The 14,435-nt window shown below is 73.1% G+C and carries 16 protein-coding genes; 6 read left to right on the top strand and 10 right to left on the bottom strand.

From position 1 onward, the window contains the following. Window positions 1-10 precede the first annotated feature (10 nt). Both ACZ6S4_RS31630 and ACZ6S4_RS31625 read right to left on the bottom strand, forming a co-directional pair. Window positions 11-1,507, bottom strand: coding sequence for an MFS transporter (locus tag ACZ6S4_RS31630; RefSeq protein WP_465478400.1), 1,497 nt, complete (start codon window positions 1,505-1,507; stop codon window positions 11-13). A gap of 43 nt (window positions 1,508-1,550) precedes the next feature. After that, window positions 1,551-2,033, bottom strand: a complete 483-nt coding sequence (locus ACZ6S4_RS31625) for a MarR family winged helix-turn-helix transcriptional regulator (protein WP_465478399.1) — start codon at window positions 2,031-2,033, stop codon at window positions 1,551-1,553. Between the two features lie 207 nt (window positions 2,034-2,240). Here ACZ6S4_RS31625 and ACZ6S4_RS31620 point away from each other — a divergent pair, with 207 nt between their 5' ends. After that, window positions 2,241-3,458: an exonuclease domain-containing protein gene (locus ACZ6S4_RS31620; protein ID WP_465478398.1), complete on the top strand. Its 1,218-nt coding sequence runs from the start codon at window positions 2,241-2,243 to the stop codon at window positions 3,456-3,458. A gap of 44 nt (window positions 3,459-3,502) precedes the next feature. Here the strand turns inward: ACZ6S4_RS31620 and ACZ6S4_RS31615 are convergent, their stop codons facing one another. The 3 genes from ACZ6S4_RS31615 to metF form a co-directional block, all read right to left on the bottom strand. Continuing rightward, window positions 3,503-3,946, bottom strand: a complete 444-nt coding sequence (locus ACZ6S4_RS31615) for an HNH endonuclease (protein WP_433726576.1) — start codon at window positions 3,944-3,946, stop codon at window positions 3,503-3,505. Window positions 3,947-4,174: 228 nt separating this feature from the next. Continuing rightward, complete coding sequence (locus ACZ6S4_RS31610; RefSeq protein WP_465478397.1) at window positions 4,175-4,843, bottom strand: CDP-alcohol phosphatidyltransferase family protein; 669 nt, start codon at window positions 4,841-4,843, stop codon at window positions 4,175-4,177. Beyond that, window positions 4,840-5,754: a methylenetetrahydrofolate reductase [NAD(P)H] gene (gene metF / locus ACZ6S4_RS31605; RefSeq protein WP_465478396.1), complete on the bottom strand. Its 915-nt coding sequence runs from the start codon at window positions 5,752-5,754 to the stop codon at window positions 4,840-4,842. The genes ACZ6S4_RS31610 and metF overlap by 4 nt, the downstream gene beginning before the upstream one ends. Window positions 5,755-5,806: 52 nt before the next feature. Between metF and ACZ6S4_RS31600 the strand changes: the two genes are divergently transcribed. Beyond that, window positions 5,807-6,874 carry a polyprenyl synthetase family protein gene (locus ACZ6S4_RS31600; protein WP_465478395.1) on the top strand — a complete coding sequence of 356 codons (1,068 nt, stop codon included), beginning with the start codon at window positions 5,807-5,809 and terminating at the stop codon, window positions 6,872-6,874. Window positions 6,875-6,962: 88 nt separating this feature from the next. On the opposite strand, the gene ACZ6S4_RS31595 is transcribed toward ACZ6S4_RS31600, so the two are convergent. The 4 genes from ACZ6S4_RS31595 to ACZ6S4_RS31580 are packed head-to-tail and all read right to left on the bottom strand — an operon-like array spanning window position 6,963 to window position 8,931. Next, a complete protein-coding gene (locus ACZ6S4_RS31595) occupies window positions 6,963-7,829 on the bottom strand; it encodes a hypothetical protein (protein WP_465478394.1) in 867 nt (288 codons plus the stop codon). A 12-nt stretch (window positions 7,830-7,841) separates the two neighbouring features. Then, window positions 7,842-8,222 (bottom strand): lycopene cyclase domain-containing protein, encoded by a 381-nt coding sequence (locus ACZ6S4_RS31590; RefSeq protein ID WP_465478393.1) that lies wholly within the window; start codon window positions 8,220-8,222, stop codon window positions 7,842-7,844. Further along, the gene (locus ACZ6S4_RS31585) at window positions 8,219-8,545 is read right to left on the bottom strand and encodes a lycopene cyclase domain-containing protein (protein ID WP_465478392.1); all 327 of its coding nucleotides are present in this window, start codon (window positions 8,543-8,545) and stop codon (window positions 8,219-8,221) included. The genes ACZ6S4_RS31590 and ACZ6S4_RS31585 overlap by 4 nt, the downstream gene beginning before the upstream one ends. Before the next feature lie 8 nt (window positions 8,546-8,553). After that, window positions 8,554-8,931 carry an Rv2175c family DNA-binding protein gene (locus tag ACZ6S4_RS31580; protein WP_212993845.1) on the bottom strand — a complete coding sequence of 126 codons (378 nt, stop codon included), beginning with the start codon at window positions 8,929-8,931 and terminating at the stop codon, window positions 8,554-8,556. Between the two features lie 93 nt (window positions 8,932-9,024). On the opposite strand from ACZ6S4_RS31580, the gene ACZ6S4_RS31575 reads away from it, so the two are divergent. The 4 genes from ACZ6S4_RS31575 (at window position 9,025) to ACZ6S4_RS31560 (ending at window position 13,683) form a co-directional block, all read left to right on the top strand. Beyond that, on the top strand, window positions 9,025-9,840 hold the full coding sequence (locus ACZ6S4_RS31575; protein WP_465478391.1) for a hypothetical protein: 816 nt from the start codon (window positions 9,025-9,027) through the stop codon (window positions 9,838-9,840). Between the two features lie 152 nt (window positions 9,841-9,992). Beyond that, window positions 9,993-11,963: a Stk1 family PASTA domain-containing Ser/Thr kinase gene (gene pknB, locus ACZ6S4_RS31570; protein WP_465478390.1), complete on the top strand. Its 1,971-nt coding sequence runs from the start codon at window positions 9,993-9,995 to the stop codon at window positions 11,961-11,963. Then, on the top strand, window positions 11,954-12,820 hold the full coding sequence (locus tag ACZ6S4_RS31565) for a deoxyribonuclease IV (RefSeq protein ID WP_465478389.1): 867 nt from the start codon (window positions 11,954-11,956) through the stop codon (window positions 12,818-12,820). Before pknB ends, ACZ6S4_RS31565 begins: the two co-directional genes overlap by 10 nt. After that, a complete protein-coding gene (locus ACZ6S4_RS31560) occupies window positions 12,817-13,683 on the top strand; it encodes an aminoglycoside phosphotransferase family protein (RefSeq protein WP_465478388.1) in 867 nt (288 codons plus the stop codon). The genes ACZ6S4_RS31565 and ACZ6S4_RS31560 overlap by 4 nt, the downstream gene beginning before the upstream one ends. A 361-nt stretch (window positions 13,684-14,044) precedes the next feature. On the opposite strand, the gene ACZ6S4_RS31555 is transcribed toward ACZ6S4_RS31560, so the two are convergent. Next, on the bottom strand, window positions 14,045-14,434 hold the full coding sequence (locus ACZ6S4_RS31555; RefSeq protein ID WP_465478387.1) for a DUF3224 domain-containing protein: 390 nt from the start codon (window positions 14,432-14,434) through the stop codon (window positions 14,045-14,047). Window position 14,435 lies beyond the last annotated feature (1 nt).

Here is a 14,435-nt window from a genome sequence, read left to right as displayed (position 1 = left end):
GACGCTGCCGCTACTGGCGGCAGAGTGGTGGCTCGAGCGCGACCGGACCCGCAGCCGCCGCGTCCGCGACCGCCGGCTCCCCGCCCGGCCCGCTGCTGTCGTCGACGAGCCCACCGCTGTCGCCCACCGGTGAGGGGCCGCGGCGGAGCACGACGGCTCCGATGAGCAGCGCACCGAGGGCGAATCCGGCCGCGGTCAGGAAGGCGCGGCTGTAACCGTCGCGCAGCGCCGCGACGTCGGCCGCCCCGGCGACCAGGCTCGCCTCGCTGACCCGGGCCGCCACCACCGCCAGCACGGCGAGGCCCAGCGCGGCACCCGCCTGCTGGGCCGTGTTGGTCAGGCCGGACACCAGCCCGGTCTCACCCGGGCCCGCACCGGCCATCGCCAGCATGATGATCGCCGGGATGACCACGCCGATGCCCAGACCCATGATGAGCAGCGCGGGCAGGACGTCGGTCAGGTACCGCGGCTCGACCGGCACCCGGACCAGCAGCAGCAGACCCGCGGCCAGCACACCCAGCCCGGTCAGCAGCACCGGCCGGGCACCCAGCCGGGCCGTCACGCGGGGCGCCACGAACAGCGAGATCAGGCCGATCACGATCGGGGTCGGCAGGAACGCCAGGCCGGTCCCGATCGCGTCCAGGCCGAGCACCCGCTGCAGGAACAGGGCGTTGACGAACTGGAAACCCATCCCGGTGGCGAAGATCAGCACGACCGCGGCACCGGTGCCCAGCAGCCAGCGGCGGCGCAGAACGGGCAGCGGGGCGAGGGGGCGGCGGGCGTACCGCTGGCGGAGCAGGAAGGCGGCGACCAGGAGGGTGGCCGTCACGCCGTACCAGAAGACACCGTCCACGATGGCGTAGACGCCGAGCGACAGTCCCGCGGTGATCAGGATCGCCCCGCTCACGTCCATCCCGTCGCCCAGCCCGAGGCCCGCCTCGCGGGGCAGCACCCGCAGTGCGCCGACCAGGACCGCCAGGCCGATCGGCACGTTGACGAGGAAGATCCACGGCCAGCCGGCGGCCTCGGTCAGCAACCCGCCCGCCACGAAACCGAAGGCGGCCCCGCCGGCCTGAGTGAAGCTGTAGACGCCGATCGCCCGGGCCTGGGGGCCCGGCTCCGGGTAGAGCCGCACGATCAGGCTGAAGATCACCGCGGAGGCCAGCGCACCACCGACGCCCTGCACGCACCGGCCCGCCACCAGCAGCCCGGCCGTGCCGGCCAGACCGCAGAGCAGGCTCGCGGCGGTGAAGACACCCAGTCCGGCGAGGAAGACCCGGCGGGCCCCGAGCAGGTCGCCGAGGCGCCCGGCCAGCAGCAGGAAACCGGCGAAGCCGATCAGGTAGCCGTTGACGACCCAGGCCACCCCGGCGGGCGAGAAGCCGAGATCGAGCTGGATGGCGGGCACGGCGACGGCCACGATCGTGCTGTCCAGCACGATCATCAGCGACATCGCGCAGAGCACGGCGAGGGCCGGGCCACGACGGGGGTACGCGGAAGCAACCATGGTGCGACCGTAGCAGATAGTCCGCTTGCAGACTATCCAGATGTCACCTATTCGCCGGCTGGCGCGCTCGCCGCACCGGCTTGGGTCCGGGCTCCAGACCACCCTCCACCAATTGCCGCAGTGCCGCGACGAAAGCCTCGCGGGCCTGCTCCGGCAGCGCCCCCAGCGCTTCGGCGTGCACCTGGTCGACGATCCGCTGACCCTGCTCGGCGGCAGCCCGGCCGGCCTCGGTGACCGCGATGATCCGGGCCCGCCGGTCGGTCGCCGACGGGCGGCGCTCGGCCAGCCCGAGCCGCTCCAGGTCGTCCACGGTGCTGACCATGGTCGTCTTGTCCAGATCGGCCAGGGCCGCGAGCTGGATCTGGGTGCGCTCCTCCTCCAGGGCGTGCACCAGGACGCACTGCATGCGCGGCGTGAGGTCGACGGCGGCCAGCGCGGCGGCGAGCCGGTTGGACAGGGCGTGACCGGCCATGTTGAGCAGGCCGGTGACATCGCGCTCGGTGCGCTCGGGGGCTGCGGACGACATGACCGAAGCGTAACGCGCGATCATCCCGTACCGGATGATTGCTTTTCCGGACGACTTCCCGGCTCAGCGTGTCGTCTTCTTCTCGGCGGGCACCGGCCGAGAAGACCCCCCACGCAGCGGAGTCCCTCGCCTGCGGTGCGTTGTTAGCGTCATGGCCCGAGCCGGACGGCCCGGGGCAATCAGGACTAACAGCGCGTAGGAGCAGCAATGTATGCGGTCATCGATGTGGAGACCACCGGGCTGCGCGCGAGCTGGCACGACCGGATCATCGAGATCGCCGTCGTCCACCTCGACGAGCAGGGCCGGGTGCAGGACGAGTGGTGCAGCCTGCTCAACCCGGACCGTGATCTGGGGCCGCGGCACATCCACGGCATCTCCCCCGCCGAGGCCGGCCGGGCGCCGGGCTTCGCCCAGCTCGCCGGGGTGATCGCCGGCCGGCTGCGGGGACGCACGCTGGTCGCCCACAATCTGGCCTTCGACGCGCTGTTCCTGGCCGCCGAGTTCCGCCGCCTCGGCCACACCGTGCCGATCGACGCCCGGTACGGCCTGTGCACGATGCAGCTCGCCCCGCACTTCCTGCCCAGCGCCGGCCGCAGCCTGTACGACTGCCGCCGCGCCGCCGGCATGCCCGGCCACCAGGCCCACTCCGCCCTGCACGACGCTCACGCCGCCGCCGATCTGCTCGCCCACTACCTGACGATCACCGGTGCCCCGCCCCCGTGGTCACCGACCCTCGCCGGGGCCCGGTCGCTGCCGTGGCCCGCTCTGCCGATGACGACGGCCGCCGCTGTGCCGCGCCGTTCCCCCGGCGTCCGCGATCCGCACTTCCTCACCCGCCTCACCGACCGCCTGCCCCGCCAGCAGGAGCCCCGGGCGGACGCCTACCTGGACCTGCTCGACCAGGCGCTGCTCGACCGGCACATCTCGAACACCGAGGCCGACAGCCTGATCGCCGTCGCCGAATCCCTCGGGCTCGGACAGGCCGACGTCCGGTGCCTGCACAAGCGGTACCTGACCGGGCTCGCGACCGTGGCGCTGGCCGACGGTGTCCTGACCCAGGCCGAGCGGCACGACCTGGCCGGGGTCGCCGCCCTCGTCGGGTTGCCCCCGACCGCCGTGGACAAAGCCCTGGCCGACGCCGCGCGGACGGCGGCGGGTGCGGACCGGCAGTTCTGGCAGTTGCGGCGCGGGGACCTGGTGGTCTTCACCGGGACGATGGAACCCGCCCGCGAGCAGTGGCAGGCCGAGGCCGAAGCAGCCGGCCTGGTGGTCGGTGAAGCCGTGAACAAGCGGACCCAGCTGCTCGTCGCGGCCGACCCCGACTCGATGTCCGGCAAGGCCAAGAAGGCCCGCCAGTACGGCGTCCCGGTGGTACACCCGGTGGCGTACCGGGCGATGGTGGAAGCACTGCTGCTGCCGGCCTGATGGACGACCGACGGACCCCCGTGTGAACCCGCCGGCCGTCGTCATCAGTGCGCGGTCAGTGCCGCCCAGCCGGGCGCCGTCGGCACCCAGCGCAGCGGCATCCGCGCCTCCGCCGGCGTGCGGTCGCCCTTGCGCTGGTTACAGCGCCCGCAGGCCGCGACGGTGTTGAGCCAGGTGTTGCCGCCACCCCGCGAGCGCGGCAGGACATGGTCGATGGTGGACGCGGCGCCGCCGCAGTACGCACAGCGCCGGCCGTCCCGGGTCAGCACGCCGCCGCGGGACCAGCCCGGGCCGCGGCCGTGCCGCCAGCGCGTCACCACGTAGCTGACCAGGCGGACGACGGTCGGGATCGGGAAGACACCCATCCGGGCGTCCGGCTGCGCCTCCTGCACGACCGCCACCTCACGGCACAGCATGCGGATGGCGTGCCGGACGCTGACCCGGTGCAGTGGCCCGAAGTCGGCGTTGAGTACGAGGACCACACTCATCGCGGGTCACCTCCCCCTGTGTCTGCGGCACGAAAAAGCCGTCCGTCCCGGGACACAGGGACGAACGGCGACCGGCCGGCGCGGGCGCGCGTCAACCGGGGCCGTCAGCCCTGCTCTCGTGCCGGAAGGCAGTCACGTGTATCTCCCTTTGGCCCCGGTGATCCGGGACACGTCGTTGCTGAGAAAGGTAGGGGGCGGCGCCATCGTGGACAACCGAATAAAGATCCCTCAGGCGGACAGTTCCCGGCGTACCGCGACGACGAGCTGGACCAGCCCGATCACGCCCAGGGCCAGCCACACGATCGCCGCCACCAGCACGACCGTGGTCTCCCAACCGGGGTGGACCAGGCCGGCGACCCCACCGACCAGCAGCCCGCTGATGGCGACCGAGACCCGGGTCGGGCGCTCCCCCAGCGTCACGATGCCCAGGCCGTCCATGCCGCCGGCCGCGGCGCGCGCCCGCACGTACTCGTGCAGCCAGCTCACCGCCGCGCCGGCCGCCACCAGCCAGCCCGGCACCCCGGCCACCCAGAAGGCGGCCAGCCAGGCCAGCTCACCCAGCCGGTCGGCGACCGAGTCGTAGACGAAACCCAGCCGGCTGGTCCGGCCGGTCACCACGGCGACCGCGCCGTCGAGCGCGTCCGCAAAACCCGCGAGCAGCACCAGCAGAGCGCCGAGCAGCAGACCGGACCGGCCGAGCAGGGCGGCGAACGGCACCGCGAGGCAGAGCAGCAGCCCGCAGGCGGTGACGGTGGCCGGGCTGATCCGCAACCGGCCGAGCAGGCTGCCGCCGCGGTAGGCCAGCCGGATCCAGCCGCGCACGACCGGCGGGGCGGACTCGGGGTCGAAGCCGCCGTGCAGCCTGGACCAGGCTGCCGCGTACTCCTGCCAGGTCAAGCCGGGACGTTGGCGGCCAGGTGTTGCCACACCTCACGGGTCGCCGTGGATCGGTTCATGGTGATGAAGTGGATGCCCGGCACGCCCTCGTCGAGCAGCCGCTGGCACATCTCGCTGCACAGGTCGATGCCGAGCGCGCGCACCGCCGCGTCGTCGTCGGCGACCCGCTCGAAGCGGGCCAGCAACGCCGGCGGGAACGGGGCACCGGAAAGCTGCGCGGCGCGGGCGATGGTCGCCATCCGCAGCACGGGCATCACCCCGGGCACGATGGGCGTGTCACAGCCGGCCGCGGCGACCCGGTCACGCAGCCGCAGATATTCGTCGGCCTCGAAGAACATCTGCGTGATGGCGAAGTCGGCGCCCGCCCGGCACTTGCTGATGAAGTTGCGGGTGTCGCTCTCGATGTCGGCCGAGCGCGGGTGCTTGTACGGGAAGGCGGCGACGCCGACGCTGAAGTCACCGGCCTCGCGCAGCAGCCGCACGAGATCCTCGGCGTAGAGCACGCCGTCGGGGTGGCGCACCCACTCGCCCATCGGGTCACCGGGCGGGTCACCCCGGACGGCGAGCACGTTGCGGATGCCGGCCCCGGCGAGTCGCCCGATGACGTTGCGCAGCTCGGCGACGGAGTGGTTGACCGCGGTGAGGTGGGCCATGGGCAGCAGCGTCGTCTCGGTGGCGACGCGCTCGGTCACCGCGACGGTGGTGTCCCGGGTGCTGCCGCCGGCGCCGTACGTGATCGACACGAAGTCGGGCCGCAGCGTCTCCAGCTCACGGATGGTCTGCCAGAGCAGCTGCTCACCCTCGCGCGATTTGGGCGGCATGAACTCGAACGAGAAGGTGGGGTCCGGACGACGGATGAGCTCCCCGATCGCCGGAGACGTCGGGAGCCGCGAAGGAAGTCCGAGAGACACACAGCAGACTCTACCGGCTGGCGGACCCGGCCAGACCCGCTAGGTTGGCCCCGTGACGTCCCCGCTAGAACGCGCCGGCCTGCGGCCCCGCGTCGACAAGGCCCTGGCCGCGTTCCTCACCACCCAGCGGTCCCGGCTGCTCGCCATCGACGGGGTGCTGGCCGACCTGGCCGACGCCCTCGACGACTTCGTGCTGCTCGGCGGCAAGCGGCTGCGGCCGGCGTTCGCCTACTGGGGCTACCGCGGTGCCGGCGGGGCCGACTCCGAGCAGGTCGTCGCCGCGGTCGCGGCGCTCGAGCTGGTGCAGGCCAGCGCCCTGATCCACGACGACCTGATGGACCGCTCCGACACCCGCCGCGGCGAGCCGTCGATCCACCGCCGGTTCGCGGCCCGGCACGCCGCGGCCGGCTGGCGCGGAGCCGGCGACAGCTTCGGCGACAGCGCGGCGGTGCTGCTCGGCGACATGGCGCTGGTCTGGTCGGACGAGCTGCTGCACACCTCCGGCATCGAACCGGCCGACCTGGCCCGGGCCCGCCCGGTCTTCGACGAGATGCGCACCGAGGTGACCGCCGGGCAGTACCTGGACGTCCTCACGGTGGTGACCGGCGACACGTCGACGGAGCGGGCCAGCAAGGTCGCCCGGTACAAATCGGCGAAGTACACGGTCGAACGGCCGCTGCTGCTCGGCGCGGCCCTGGCCGGTGCGCCGGAGTCGCTGATGCGGGCCTACTCGGGCTACGGACTGCCGCTGGGCGAGGCCTTCCAGCTGCGCGACGACGTGCTCGGGGTGTTCGGCGACCCGGCGCAGACCGGCAAACCGGCCGGCGACGACCTGCGCGAGGGAAAGCGGACGTATCTGGTGGCGGCCGCGCACGCCGCGCTGGGCCGGCAGGAGCGGGCCGAACTGGAGGCCCGGCTGGGCGATCCGGCGCTGGACGACGCGGGGGTCGAGCGGCTGCGGGCGCTCATCCGCGACAGCGGGGCGCTGGCGCGGACCGAGGAACGGATCACGGCGCTGACGACCGCGGCGCTGGCGGAGCTGGGGGCGGCGGAGGTCGAGGCGGAGGCGCGGGGGGTGCTGCTCGAGCTCGCCGACGCGGCCACCCGGCGAGCCGTCTGAGCAGGATCCAGATCAAGGTCAGATGGCGGTCGTGCCTGGTTGCATGGCACTGACCGTCGCTCCCGCCGAATGCCAGGTGCGTGCGTGGTCAAACCCGATCGGCCGACGGCCGGCGGGCCAGACCCGCGACAAGAAGGACGGCCGCGGTGAGCTGCAGGGCCGCGGTCAGCGCCTGCGTCGGCTGCGGCAGCGCGTCGGTCGCTGTGAACAGGTCCAGCGAGAACATGCTCGCGTCGTCATGGACGGCGTAGGGCAGGTGGGCGGCCCCGATCGCGGCGTCGATCCAGATCAGTCCCGTCACCGCCAGCAGCAGCGCACCGCCGGCGGCCCGCAGGCGTCGCCGGGTGGCCGTCACGACGGCGAGCGCGAGCGCCGTCACCGCCAACAGCAGCGGTAGGACAGCCACGACACCGGCCGACAGCCTCGGGGCCGGCGCCGCGTCGCCGAAGGTGACGACTGTCGCGACTTCGTGGACCTCGAACTCGATCACCGCGAGGCGGACAACCGTGTAACCCACGACCGCGACCGCTGCCGCGATCCCCGTCAGGAGCCCGGCCCGGCTCGGCCACTGCCGGCCTGCGGTGCGCGTGCTGGCCACCAGCAGCACCAGCACGAAGAGAAGAGCCGCGGTCACCGGGATCAGGCTTTTCAGCTGCGTTCGCAGGATCAGGCCGTCGTACTGCTCGGGGCTGAGGAACTGCCACCCCGCGCCGTCGCCGGCCGGCGGCGGCACGGTGAGCACGGCCCCGGCCACCAGTACGGCCGCCGCGACACTCAGCCCCCACCGTCCCGGGCGGCGGTCAGCCAGCAGGTCGTAGCGGATCGCGTAGACCAGCAGGCAGAGCATGGCCAGCACCCCCGCCGAGCGGTACAGCGGCCGGGCGAACAGCACCCCGATCACGTGCACCACTGCCAGCACGGCCGCGGCGGTCAGGAGCCACGGCCTCAGACGCACCGCGGGATGGTGTCACATATCGGCGGAATCGCGCTGTCCCATGCGGGCCCGGGCCCACCTCAGCAGCCGGCTGCCCTCGCCCGCCGCCGGTGTGCGCTGCACCCCGCGGCGGCCCAGCCAGACCCAGACCGACAGGGTCAGCAGCACCATCGCGAAGCCGAACAGCAGGTCCTCGACCGGCGCGTAGACCAGCCGCCAGCCGATGATCGCCGCCGGGTCGTAGATGACGATCCGGCGGCCGGTCAGGATGCCGTTGGACAACAGCTGGAACGTGATGATGATCGGGTACGTGGCCCAGAACACCACCCGGGTCACCAGCCGGGTCCGCAGCACCGCCAGGTCCACGATCAGCGCCCCGGCCACGCCGAGCAACGCCGCGACGGTGTAGGTCATTCGTCACCGGCCGGGCGGCGCAGCACGGCCCGGACCGCCTCGAAGCCCAGCACCGCGCAGACCGGCACCACGACGAAGAACAGCACCTCGTCCAGCGGCAGGCCGCCCGGGAACAGCACGCCGGTGGTCTGTTCCGGGTCGAAGGTCCAGTGCCCGGCGGCGATCGCGCTGAGGTCCCACAGCACGAAGATCACCACGACCGGCAGCAGCGTGAGCAGCAGCCGCCGCCACCGGCGCAACACGTTGACCTTCAGCACCGGTTCCAGCCAGATGGCGGACACCAGGCATCCCGCGAGCACGAGGAGGTACGCCAGGTGTCGCATGTGGGCGGTCAGAAACCGAGCGCCTGGGCACGCCGCTTGACCTCGCGGGCGCGGTCCCCGCCGAGACCCTTGGCGCCGCAGCCGTCCACGGTTGCGTCCGGCTCGTAGAGCCACCGCAGCGCCTCTTCGTCGTTGTACCCAGCGTCGCGAAGCAACGTGAGGATGCCGGGGAGGTGCTTGAGCACGGTGCTGTTGGCCACCAGCTCCGCCGGCACCACGCGTACACCGTCGCGCCGGACGGCGAGCAGAGCACCGTCGCGGATCATCTGGTGCACCTTGCTGATCGACACGCCGAGCTTGTCCGCCACGTCGGGCAGGTTGATCCACTCGGTCGGGCCGGTGGGCTGCGGGGCCGCCGCCTCACCCACGGTTACGGAATCGGTCACCCGACCAGCGTGCCATGCCCGCTCCGCGGCTGACCAAGCGGAGCATGCGGAACCGGGAAATCCCCGGTTCCTCGAGATCGGAGAACAGTCCCGATGACCATGTGGCGCAAAGCCCGCACCGAGGTGGCCGGAGCGTGGCGCTCGGTGCGGTACGACCTGGGCCGGCCCGAGCCGGACGCCGATGGCCCTTCTGCCGGCGGGGCAGCCGTTCGCCCGGGCGGCGGTCACCCGGACGTGACCTCGACCGGGTTCAGCACCTTCGGCGGTGCCGGCCTGACCGGTGGACTGCGCACCTCGTACGGCGAGCAGCTCGTGCCCCGGCCGCGGCGGATCGCGGCGGTCTCGGCCTTCGGCGTCCTCGCGGTCGCGGGGGCCGCGGGCAGCTACTTCGCGGTCGTCAACGGGATCGGTGCGCTGCTCGGCGAGAAGCCGGCCGGGGCGGAGCCGTACCCGCTGGCCGCCGAGGCGCCGCGGGGTTCCGAGGGTGATCTGTCCAACTCGGGCCTGGGCCGGGGCACCGCCTACGCGCCGGCCGGCCGGCCGGCCGCGGCGGCCACGACGACTGCTGAGCCCGTACCCGGGTCGATCCGGGTGTTGCCCACGACGGCCGGCGGCAGAGCGCCGCTCGCGCCACCGGCGGTCGCGCCGGTGGCGCCGCGGACCACCGCGGCCGGGCAGCCGGAGACCCGGCCGACCGACTGCTGCCTGTCCCCGCCGGTCCCGACGCCCACCGCGCCGGTGCCGACGCCGCACAGCCCGTCGGCGACGCCTTCGCCGTCGTCCTCGCCGGACGGCAGTGACTCGCCGGCGCCGAGCGAATCGCCCGTTTCGGCGGAGCCGACCGGGTCGGACGACACCGTGGGGACGGACCAGGAGGAGCGCCGGGCACGCCACGCGCGGCGGCACTGATCCGATTTGTCACGATAACGACTCGCGGGGCCTCGGCCGCGCGGGTCGTTTTCTCCACTTTGCCCTGGTCAGGACTGCGCGCTGTACCCGTTCGGTCTCAGCTGTGAGATCCTGGGCTGCCGCGCCCGGAAGGACACATACACTTCACGCCGATGGACACGACTGTCGCCGACACGTTGATCGGCACGACGATTGACGGGCGCTACCGGATCACCGGTCGCGTGGCCCGTGGTGGCATGGCGACTGTGTACACCGCTGTGGACGACCGGCTCGAACGCACGGTGGCCCTCAAGATCATTCACCCGTCGCAGGCGACGAACGTGCACTTCGTCGACCGCTTCACCGACGAGGCGAAGACGATCGCCCGGCTCACCCACCCCAACGTCGTCGCCGTGTACGACCAGGGCCGCCACCAGGGCCTGCCGTACCTGGTCATGGAGTACGTCCAGGGCCGCACCCTGCGCGACCTGCTGATCCAGCGCCGCCGGCTCAACCCGGTGGAGGCGCTGGCCATCTGTGAGCAGATGCTCGCCGCCATCGCCGCCGCGCACCGCGCCGGCCTGGTGCACCGCGACGTCAAGCCGGAGAACGTGCTGGTCGCCGAGGCGCCCAGCGGCGGCATCGCCAACCTGGTCGACAGCGTGGTCAAAGTGGCCGACTTCGGCCTGGCCCGCGCGGTCGAGGCCAGCAGCACCGACGAGTCCGGCCAGCTCATGGCCACGGTCGCCTACGTGGCGCCCGAGCTGGTCACCGACGGGCACGCCGACGCGCGCACGGACGTCTACTCGGCCGGCATCGTGCTCTTCGAGATGCTCACCGGCCGGGTCCCGTACGACGGCGACGAGCCGGTCGAGGTCGCCTGGCAGCACGTCGACAACGACGTGCCGGCGCCGTCCAGCATCGTCAAGGGCCTGCCCACCGTGCTGGACGACCTGGTCGCCCGGGCCACCCGCCGCGACCCGGGGGCCCGCCCCACCGACGCCGGCGCGCTGCTGGCCGAGGTCCAGGTGGTCCGCGACGACCTGGGCGCGGCGAACGTCGAGACCGCGCTGCTGCGCCAGGTCCCGGCCCGCCCGCCGGCCGCCGACGCCACCGCGCTCGTGCCCGCGATCACCACGACCTTCCCGGCCACCGGCGGCGACCGCCCCGGCTGGGCCCGCCTGCCGGAGCAGGGCCGCGCCCGCGGCGGCCAGCGCCGGGCCGGAGCGCCGCCCCCGCGCGCCGCCGGCGGCCTGCTCGGCCGCTTCAGCGGCGACCGGCGGCAGATCCTGATCATGGCGGCGGTGGCGCTGATGGTGCTGGTCGTCGTCGGCAGCACCTGGTGGGTCACCCTGGGCCGCTACACGGACACCCCGCAGCTGGTGAACATGAGCCGGGCCCAGGCCGAGCAGGCCGCCGCCCAGGAGGGCTTCGAGCTGCGCATCGGCGACGGTGCGTTCAGCGAGAACGTCCCCAAGGACGTGGTGCTCCGCCAGGACCCGCCGCCCACCGAGCGCATCCTCAAGGGTGGCGTCGTCTCGCTCACGCTCTCGCTGGGCCCGGAGCGCTATCCGGTGCCCGACGTCATCGGCAAGGAGCTGGCCGTGGCCCGGGGCGAGATCGAGGGCACCAAGCTCAAGTTCAAGGAAGGCAAGGGCAAGTACAGCGACACCATCCCGCAGGGCGTGGTCATCTCCACCGACCCGAAGGCGGAGGCGCAGCTCAAGCCGGGCTCGACCGTGACCGTGGTGGTCAGCAAGGGCCGGGCACCGATCACCGTGCCGGACCTGACGGGCAAGAACATCAACGACGCCCGCGGCGAGGCCCAGCGGCTCGGCCTGACCGTGGTGGAGCAGTACAAGGACAACGACCAGCCTGCCGACCAGGTCATCGAGCAGTCCCCCAAGCCCGGCACCGGCGCGGAGAAGGACGACGAGATCAAGCTCGTGGTCAGCAAGGGCCCGCCGCAGGTCGGCGTCCCGGACGTGAACAACCAGCCGTGCCAGACGGCCAAGGGCGTCCTGGAGGCGCAGGGGCTGCGCGCCCGCCTCGACTTCAACCCCAACGGCGTGGTCCGGATCCAGAACCCGCCGGCCGGCACGCCGGTGCCTCCGCAGACCGAGGTGGTGCTGACGTGCGCGTGAGCAGGCCGGTCGGCTCGCACACGAGAACGTCGGGGGGCCTGGCCAAGGCGGCACTGCCGTACGCGGACGCGGCCGGGTCGGAGGCGGTGCAGGTCTACGTCTCGAACTCCCGCGGCTGGGCGCTGCCGCCGGGTGACCCGAAGCAGGACACGCTGTTCCGCGACGGCTGCGGCGAGCGGGGGCTGCCGGCGTACATCCACGCGTCGCTGCTGGTCAACCTGGGCTCGCCCACCGAGCAGACGGTCCAGCGGTCGGTGGAGACGCTGGAGCACGCGCTGCGCCGCGGTGCCGCGATCGGCGCGACGGCGATCGTCTACCACGCGGGCAGCTCGGTCGACCCGGCCCACGACGACAAGGCGCTGCACCAGCTGCGCGAGGCGTTGCTGCCGCTGCTGGACGTCGCGGCAGCCCAGGGCCTGCCGAAGGTGCTGGTGGAGCCCAGTGCCGGTGGCGGGCGCAGCCTGGCGTCGAAGGTGCAGGATCTGGGGCCGTACCTGGCCGCGGTGGAGCACCACCCTTGGCTGGGCGTCTGCTTCGACACCTGCCACGCCTGGGCGGCCGGGCACGACCTGGCCAGGCCGGGCGGCATGACCGAGACACTGGACGCCCTGGTGGCGACGGTCGGCCCGGACCGCCTCCAGCTGATCCACGCCAACGACTCCAAGGACGCGTGCGGCTCGACCCGCGACCGGCACGAGCGCATCGGCGAGGGCCGGATCGGCGCGGCCGCCTTCGCCGAGCTGCTGGCCCACCCGGCGACCGCGGGCCTGCCGGTGATCGTGGAGACCCCGACCGAGGAACACGAGGGCCACGCGGCGGACATCGCCCTGCTCAAGGAGCTGCGTCCCGAGCTGTGAAGCCCACGATCACGACCGATCTGGTACGCGCCCTGATCGCCGAGCAGTTCCCGCGGTGGAGCGACCTGCCCGTCACACCGGTGCCCCGGCAGGGCTGGGACAACCGCACGTTCCGCCTCGGCGATCAGCTGTCCGTGCGGCTGCCCAGCGCCGAGGGGTACGTGGCGGCGGTGGAGAAGGAGAACCGCTGGCTGCCCGAGCTGGCCGCGCACCTGCCGCTGCCGGTGCCTTCTCCGGTGGCGGTCGGGCGTCCGGGGGCCGGTTACCCGTACCCGTGGTCGGTCCGGCAGTGGCTGGCGGGCGACACCCTCGAGGACGCCGCGGAGGTCGACCGCCTCAGGTTGGCGCGCGACCTGGGCGAGTTCCTCACCGTGCTGCGGCAGGCTCCCGTGGCCGGGCCACCCGGCGGCCGGCATTCGTTCTTCCGCGGGTGCCACCCCAGCGCCTACGCCGACGGGGTCGAGCAGGCCCTGAAGGAGCTCGGGGACGCCGTGGACGTGCCGGCGTGCCGGGCGGTGTGGGCCGAGGCGCTGGAGTCGTCCTGGGAGTCGGCGCCGGTCTGGTTCCACGGTGACATCGCGGTGGGCAATCTGCTGGTGCGGGATGGGCGACTGGCCGCCGTCATCGACTTCGGCACCTGCGGCGTCGGCGACCCGGCCTGCGACCTGGTGATCGCCTGGAACACCCTGGCAGGGGCCGAGCGCGCCGCCTTCCGCGACGCTGTCGGCCTCGACCGGCAGACCTGGCAACGGGCCCGCGGATGGGCGCTGTGGAAGGCACTGATCATGCTGGCCGAGCCGGGCGCCGCCCCGGCCTGGCGTCACGTCGTGGATCAGGTGCTGGCCGATCCCATCACCGCCTAGGCGGTAGGCGCTGGGACCGAACGCGAGTGGCCGGCCACCACGACCACCGCGGCGTTTCCGGTTGGCGATCTGGTCGTCGGTTCCGAGATCGTCGCGCGGATCCGTTCGCCGCGTAGGGCTTGGCGGTTGGCACGCGACGAGTACGCCTTGTCGCCGGTCACCGATGTGGGCCGGCGGCGGGGCCGCCCGATGCCACCGGGCCGGGCAACGCGGACCTGCTCGAGCACGGGATCAACTGCCGGGTGTCGATCGGCCGGCCGGGTGATGAGCGTGGCCGGCGACCGGCCGCGGCCATCGGCCAGGGTGTGAATTCGGTGGTCAGCCCGCCGCACCGATTCAACAACCGCCGTCCATGCCGCGGTCAGCCGGGCGTGATGTCGTAGTCGAAGGTGTAGCGGTGCTCGGCGGAGCTGTTGTCGATCTCGAACGTACCGGTGAGGCCGGCCAGCTCGTCGGTGCCCGAGTCCGGCACGACCCGCACGATCAACGTCCCGGCCCCGCGGTCCATCAGCCCGTAGTGCTGCAGCACGAAGCTGCCGCTGCGGCCGTGCAGCGTGCCGGTGATGCGATCGATCGCGACATAACCCGCCGAGCCGTCGATCGGGGTGCCGACCGACAGCATCTCCGCCCGGCCCGTGCCGCTCAGGTCACCCTCGATGGTCTTGCGCACCTCCATCCGGCCGATCGTGTCGTCGTCGATGGGCAACGGCTCGAACACGGTGGTGAAGGTGCCGGTGGCGCGGCGGGTCATC

This window comes from Actinoplanes sp. NPDC051405 (assembly GCF_055586185.1).
Note: the sequence above shows the minus strand (reverse complement) of the source record. Positions and strands in the feature narration are given on the sequence as shown.

What these genes read in the sequence shown, in the direction of transcription:
- ACZ6S4_RS31630 (WP_465478400.1), bottom strand. Translation starts at nt 1,507, where the DNA reads ATGGTTGCTTCCGCGTACCCCCGTCGTGGCCCGGCCCTCGCCGTGCTC.
- ACZ6S4_RS31625 (WP_465478399.1), bottom strand. Translation starts at nt 2,033, where the DNA reads ATGTCGTCCGCAGCCCCCGAGCGCACCGAGCGCGATGTCACCGGCCTG.
- ACZ6S4_RS31620 (WP_465478398.1), top strand. Translation starts at nt 2,241, where the DNA reads ATGTATGCGGTCATCGATGTGGAGACCACCGGGCTGCGCGCGAGCTGG.
- ACZ6S4_RS31615 (WP_433726576.1), bottom strand. Translation starts at nt 3,946, where the DNA reads ATGAGTGTGGTCCTCGTACTCAACGCCGACTTCGGGCCACTGCACCGG.
- ACZ6S4_RS31590 (WP_465478393.1), bottom strand. Translation starts at nt 8,222, where the DNA reads ATGACCTACACCGTCGCGGCGTTGCTCGGCGTGGCCGGGGCGCTGATC.
- ACZ6S4_RS31585 (WP_465478392.1), bottom strand. Translation starts at nt 8,545, where the DNA reads ATGCGACACCTGGCGTACCTCCTCGTGCTCGCGGGATGCCTGGTGTCC.
- ACZ6S4_RS31575 (WP_465478391.1), top strand. Translation starts at nt 9,025, where the DNA reads ATGACCATGTGGCGCAAAGCCCGCACCGAGGTGGCCGGAGCGTGGCGC.
- pknB (WP_465478390.1), top strand. Translation starts at nt 9,993, where the DNA reads ATGGACACGACTGTCGCCGACACGTTGATCGGCACGACGATTGACGGG.
- ACZ6S4_RS31555 (WP_465478387.1), bottom strand. Translation starts at nt 14,434, where the DNA reads ATGACCCGCCGCGCCACCGGCACCTTCACCACCGTGTTCGAGCCGTTG.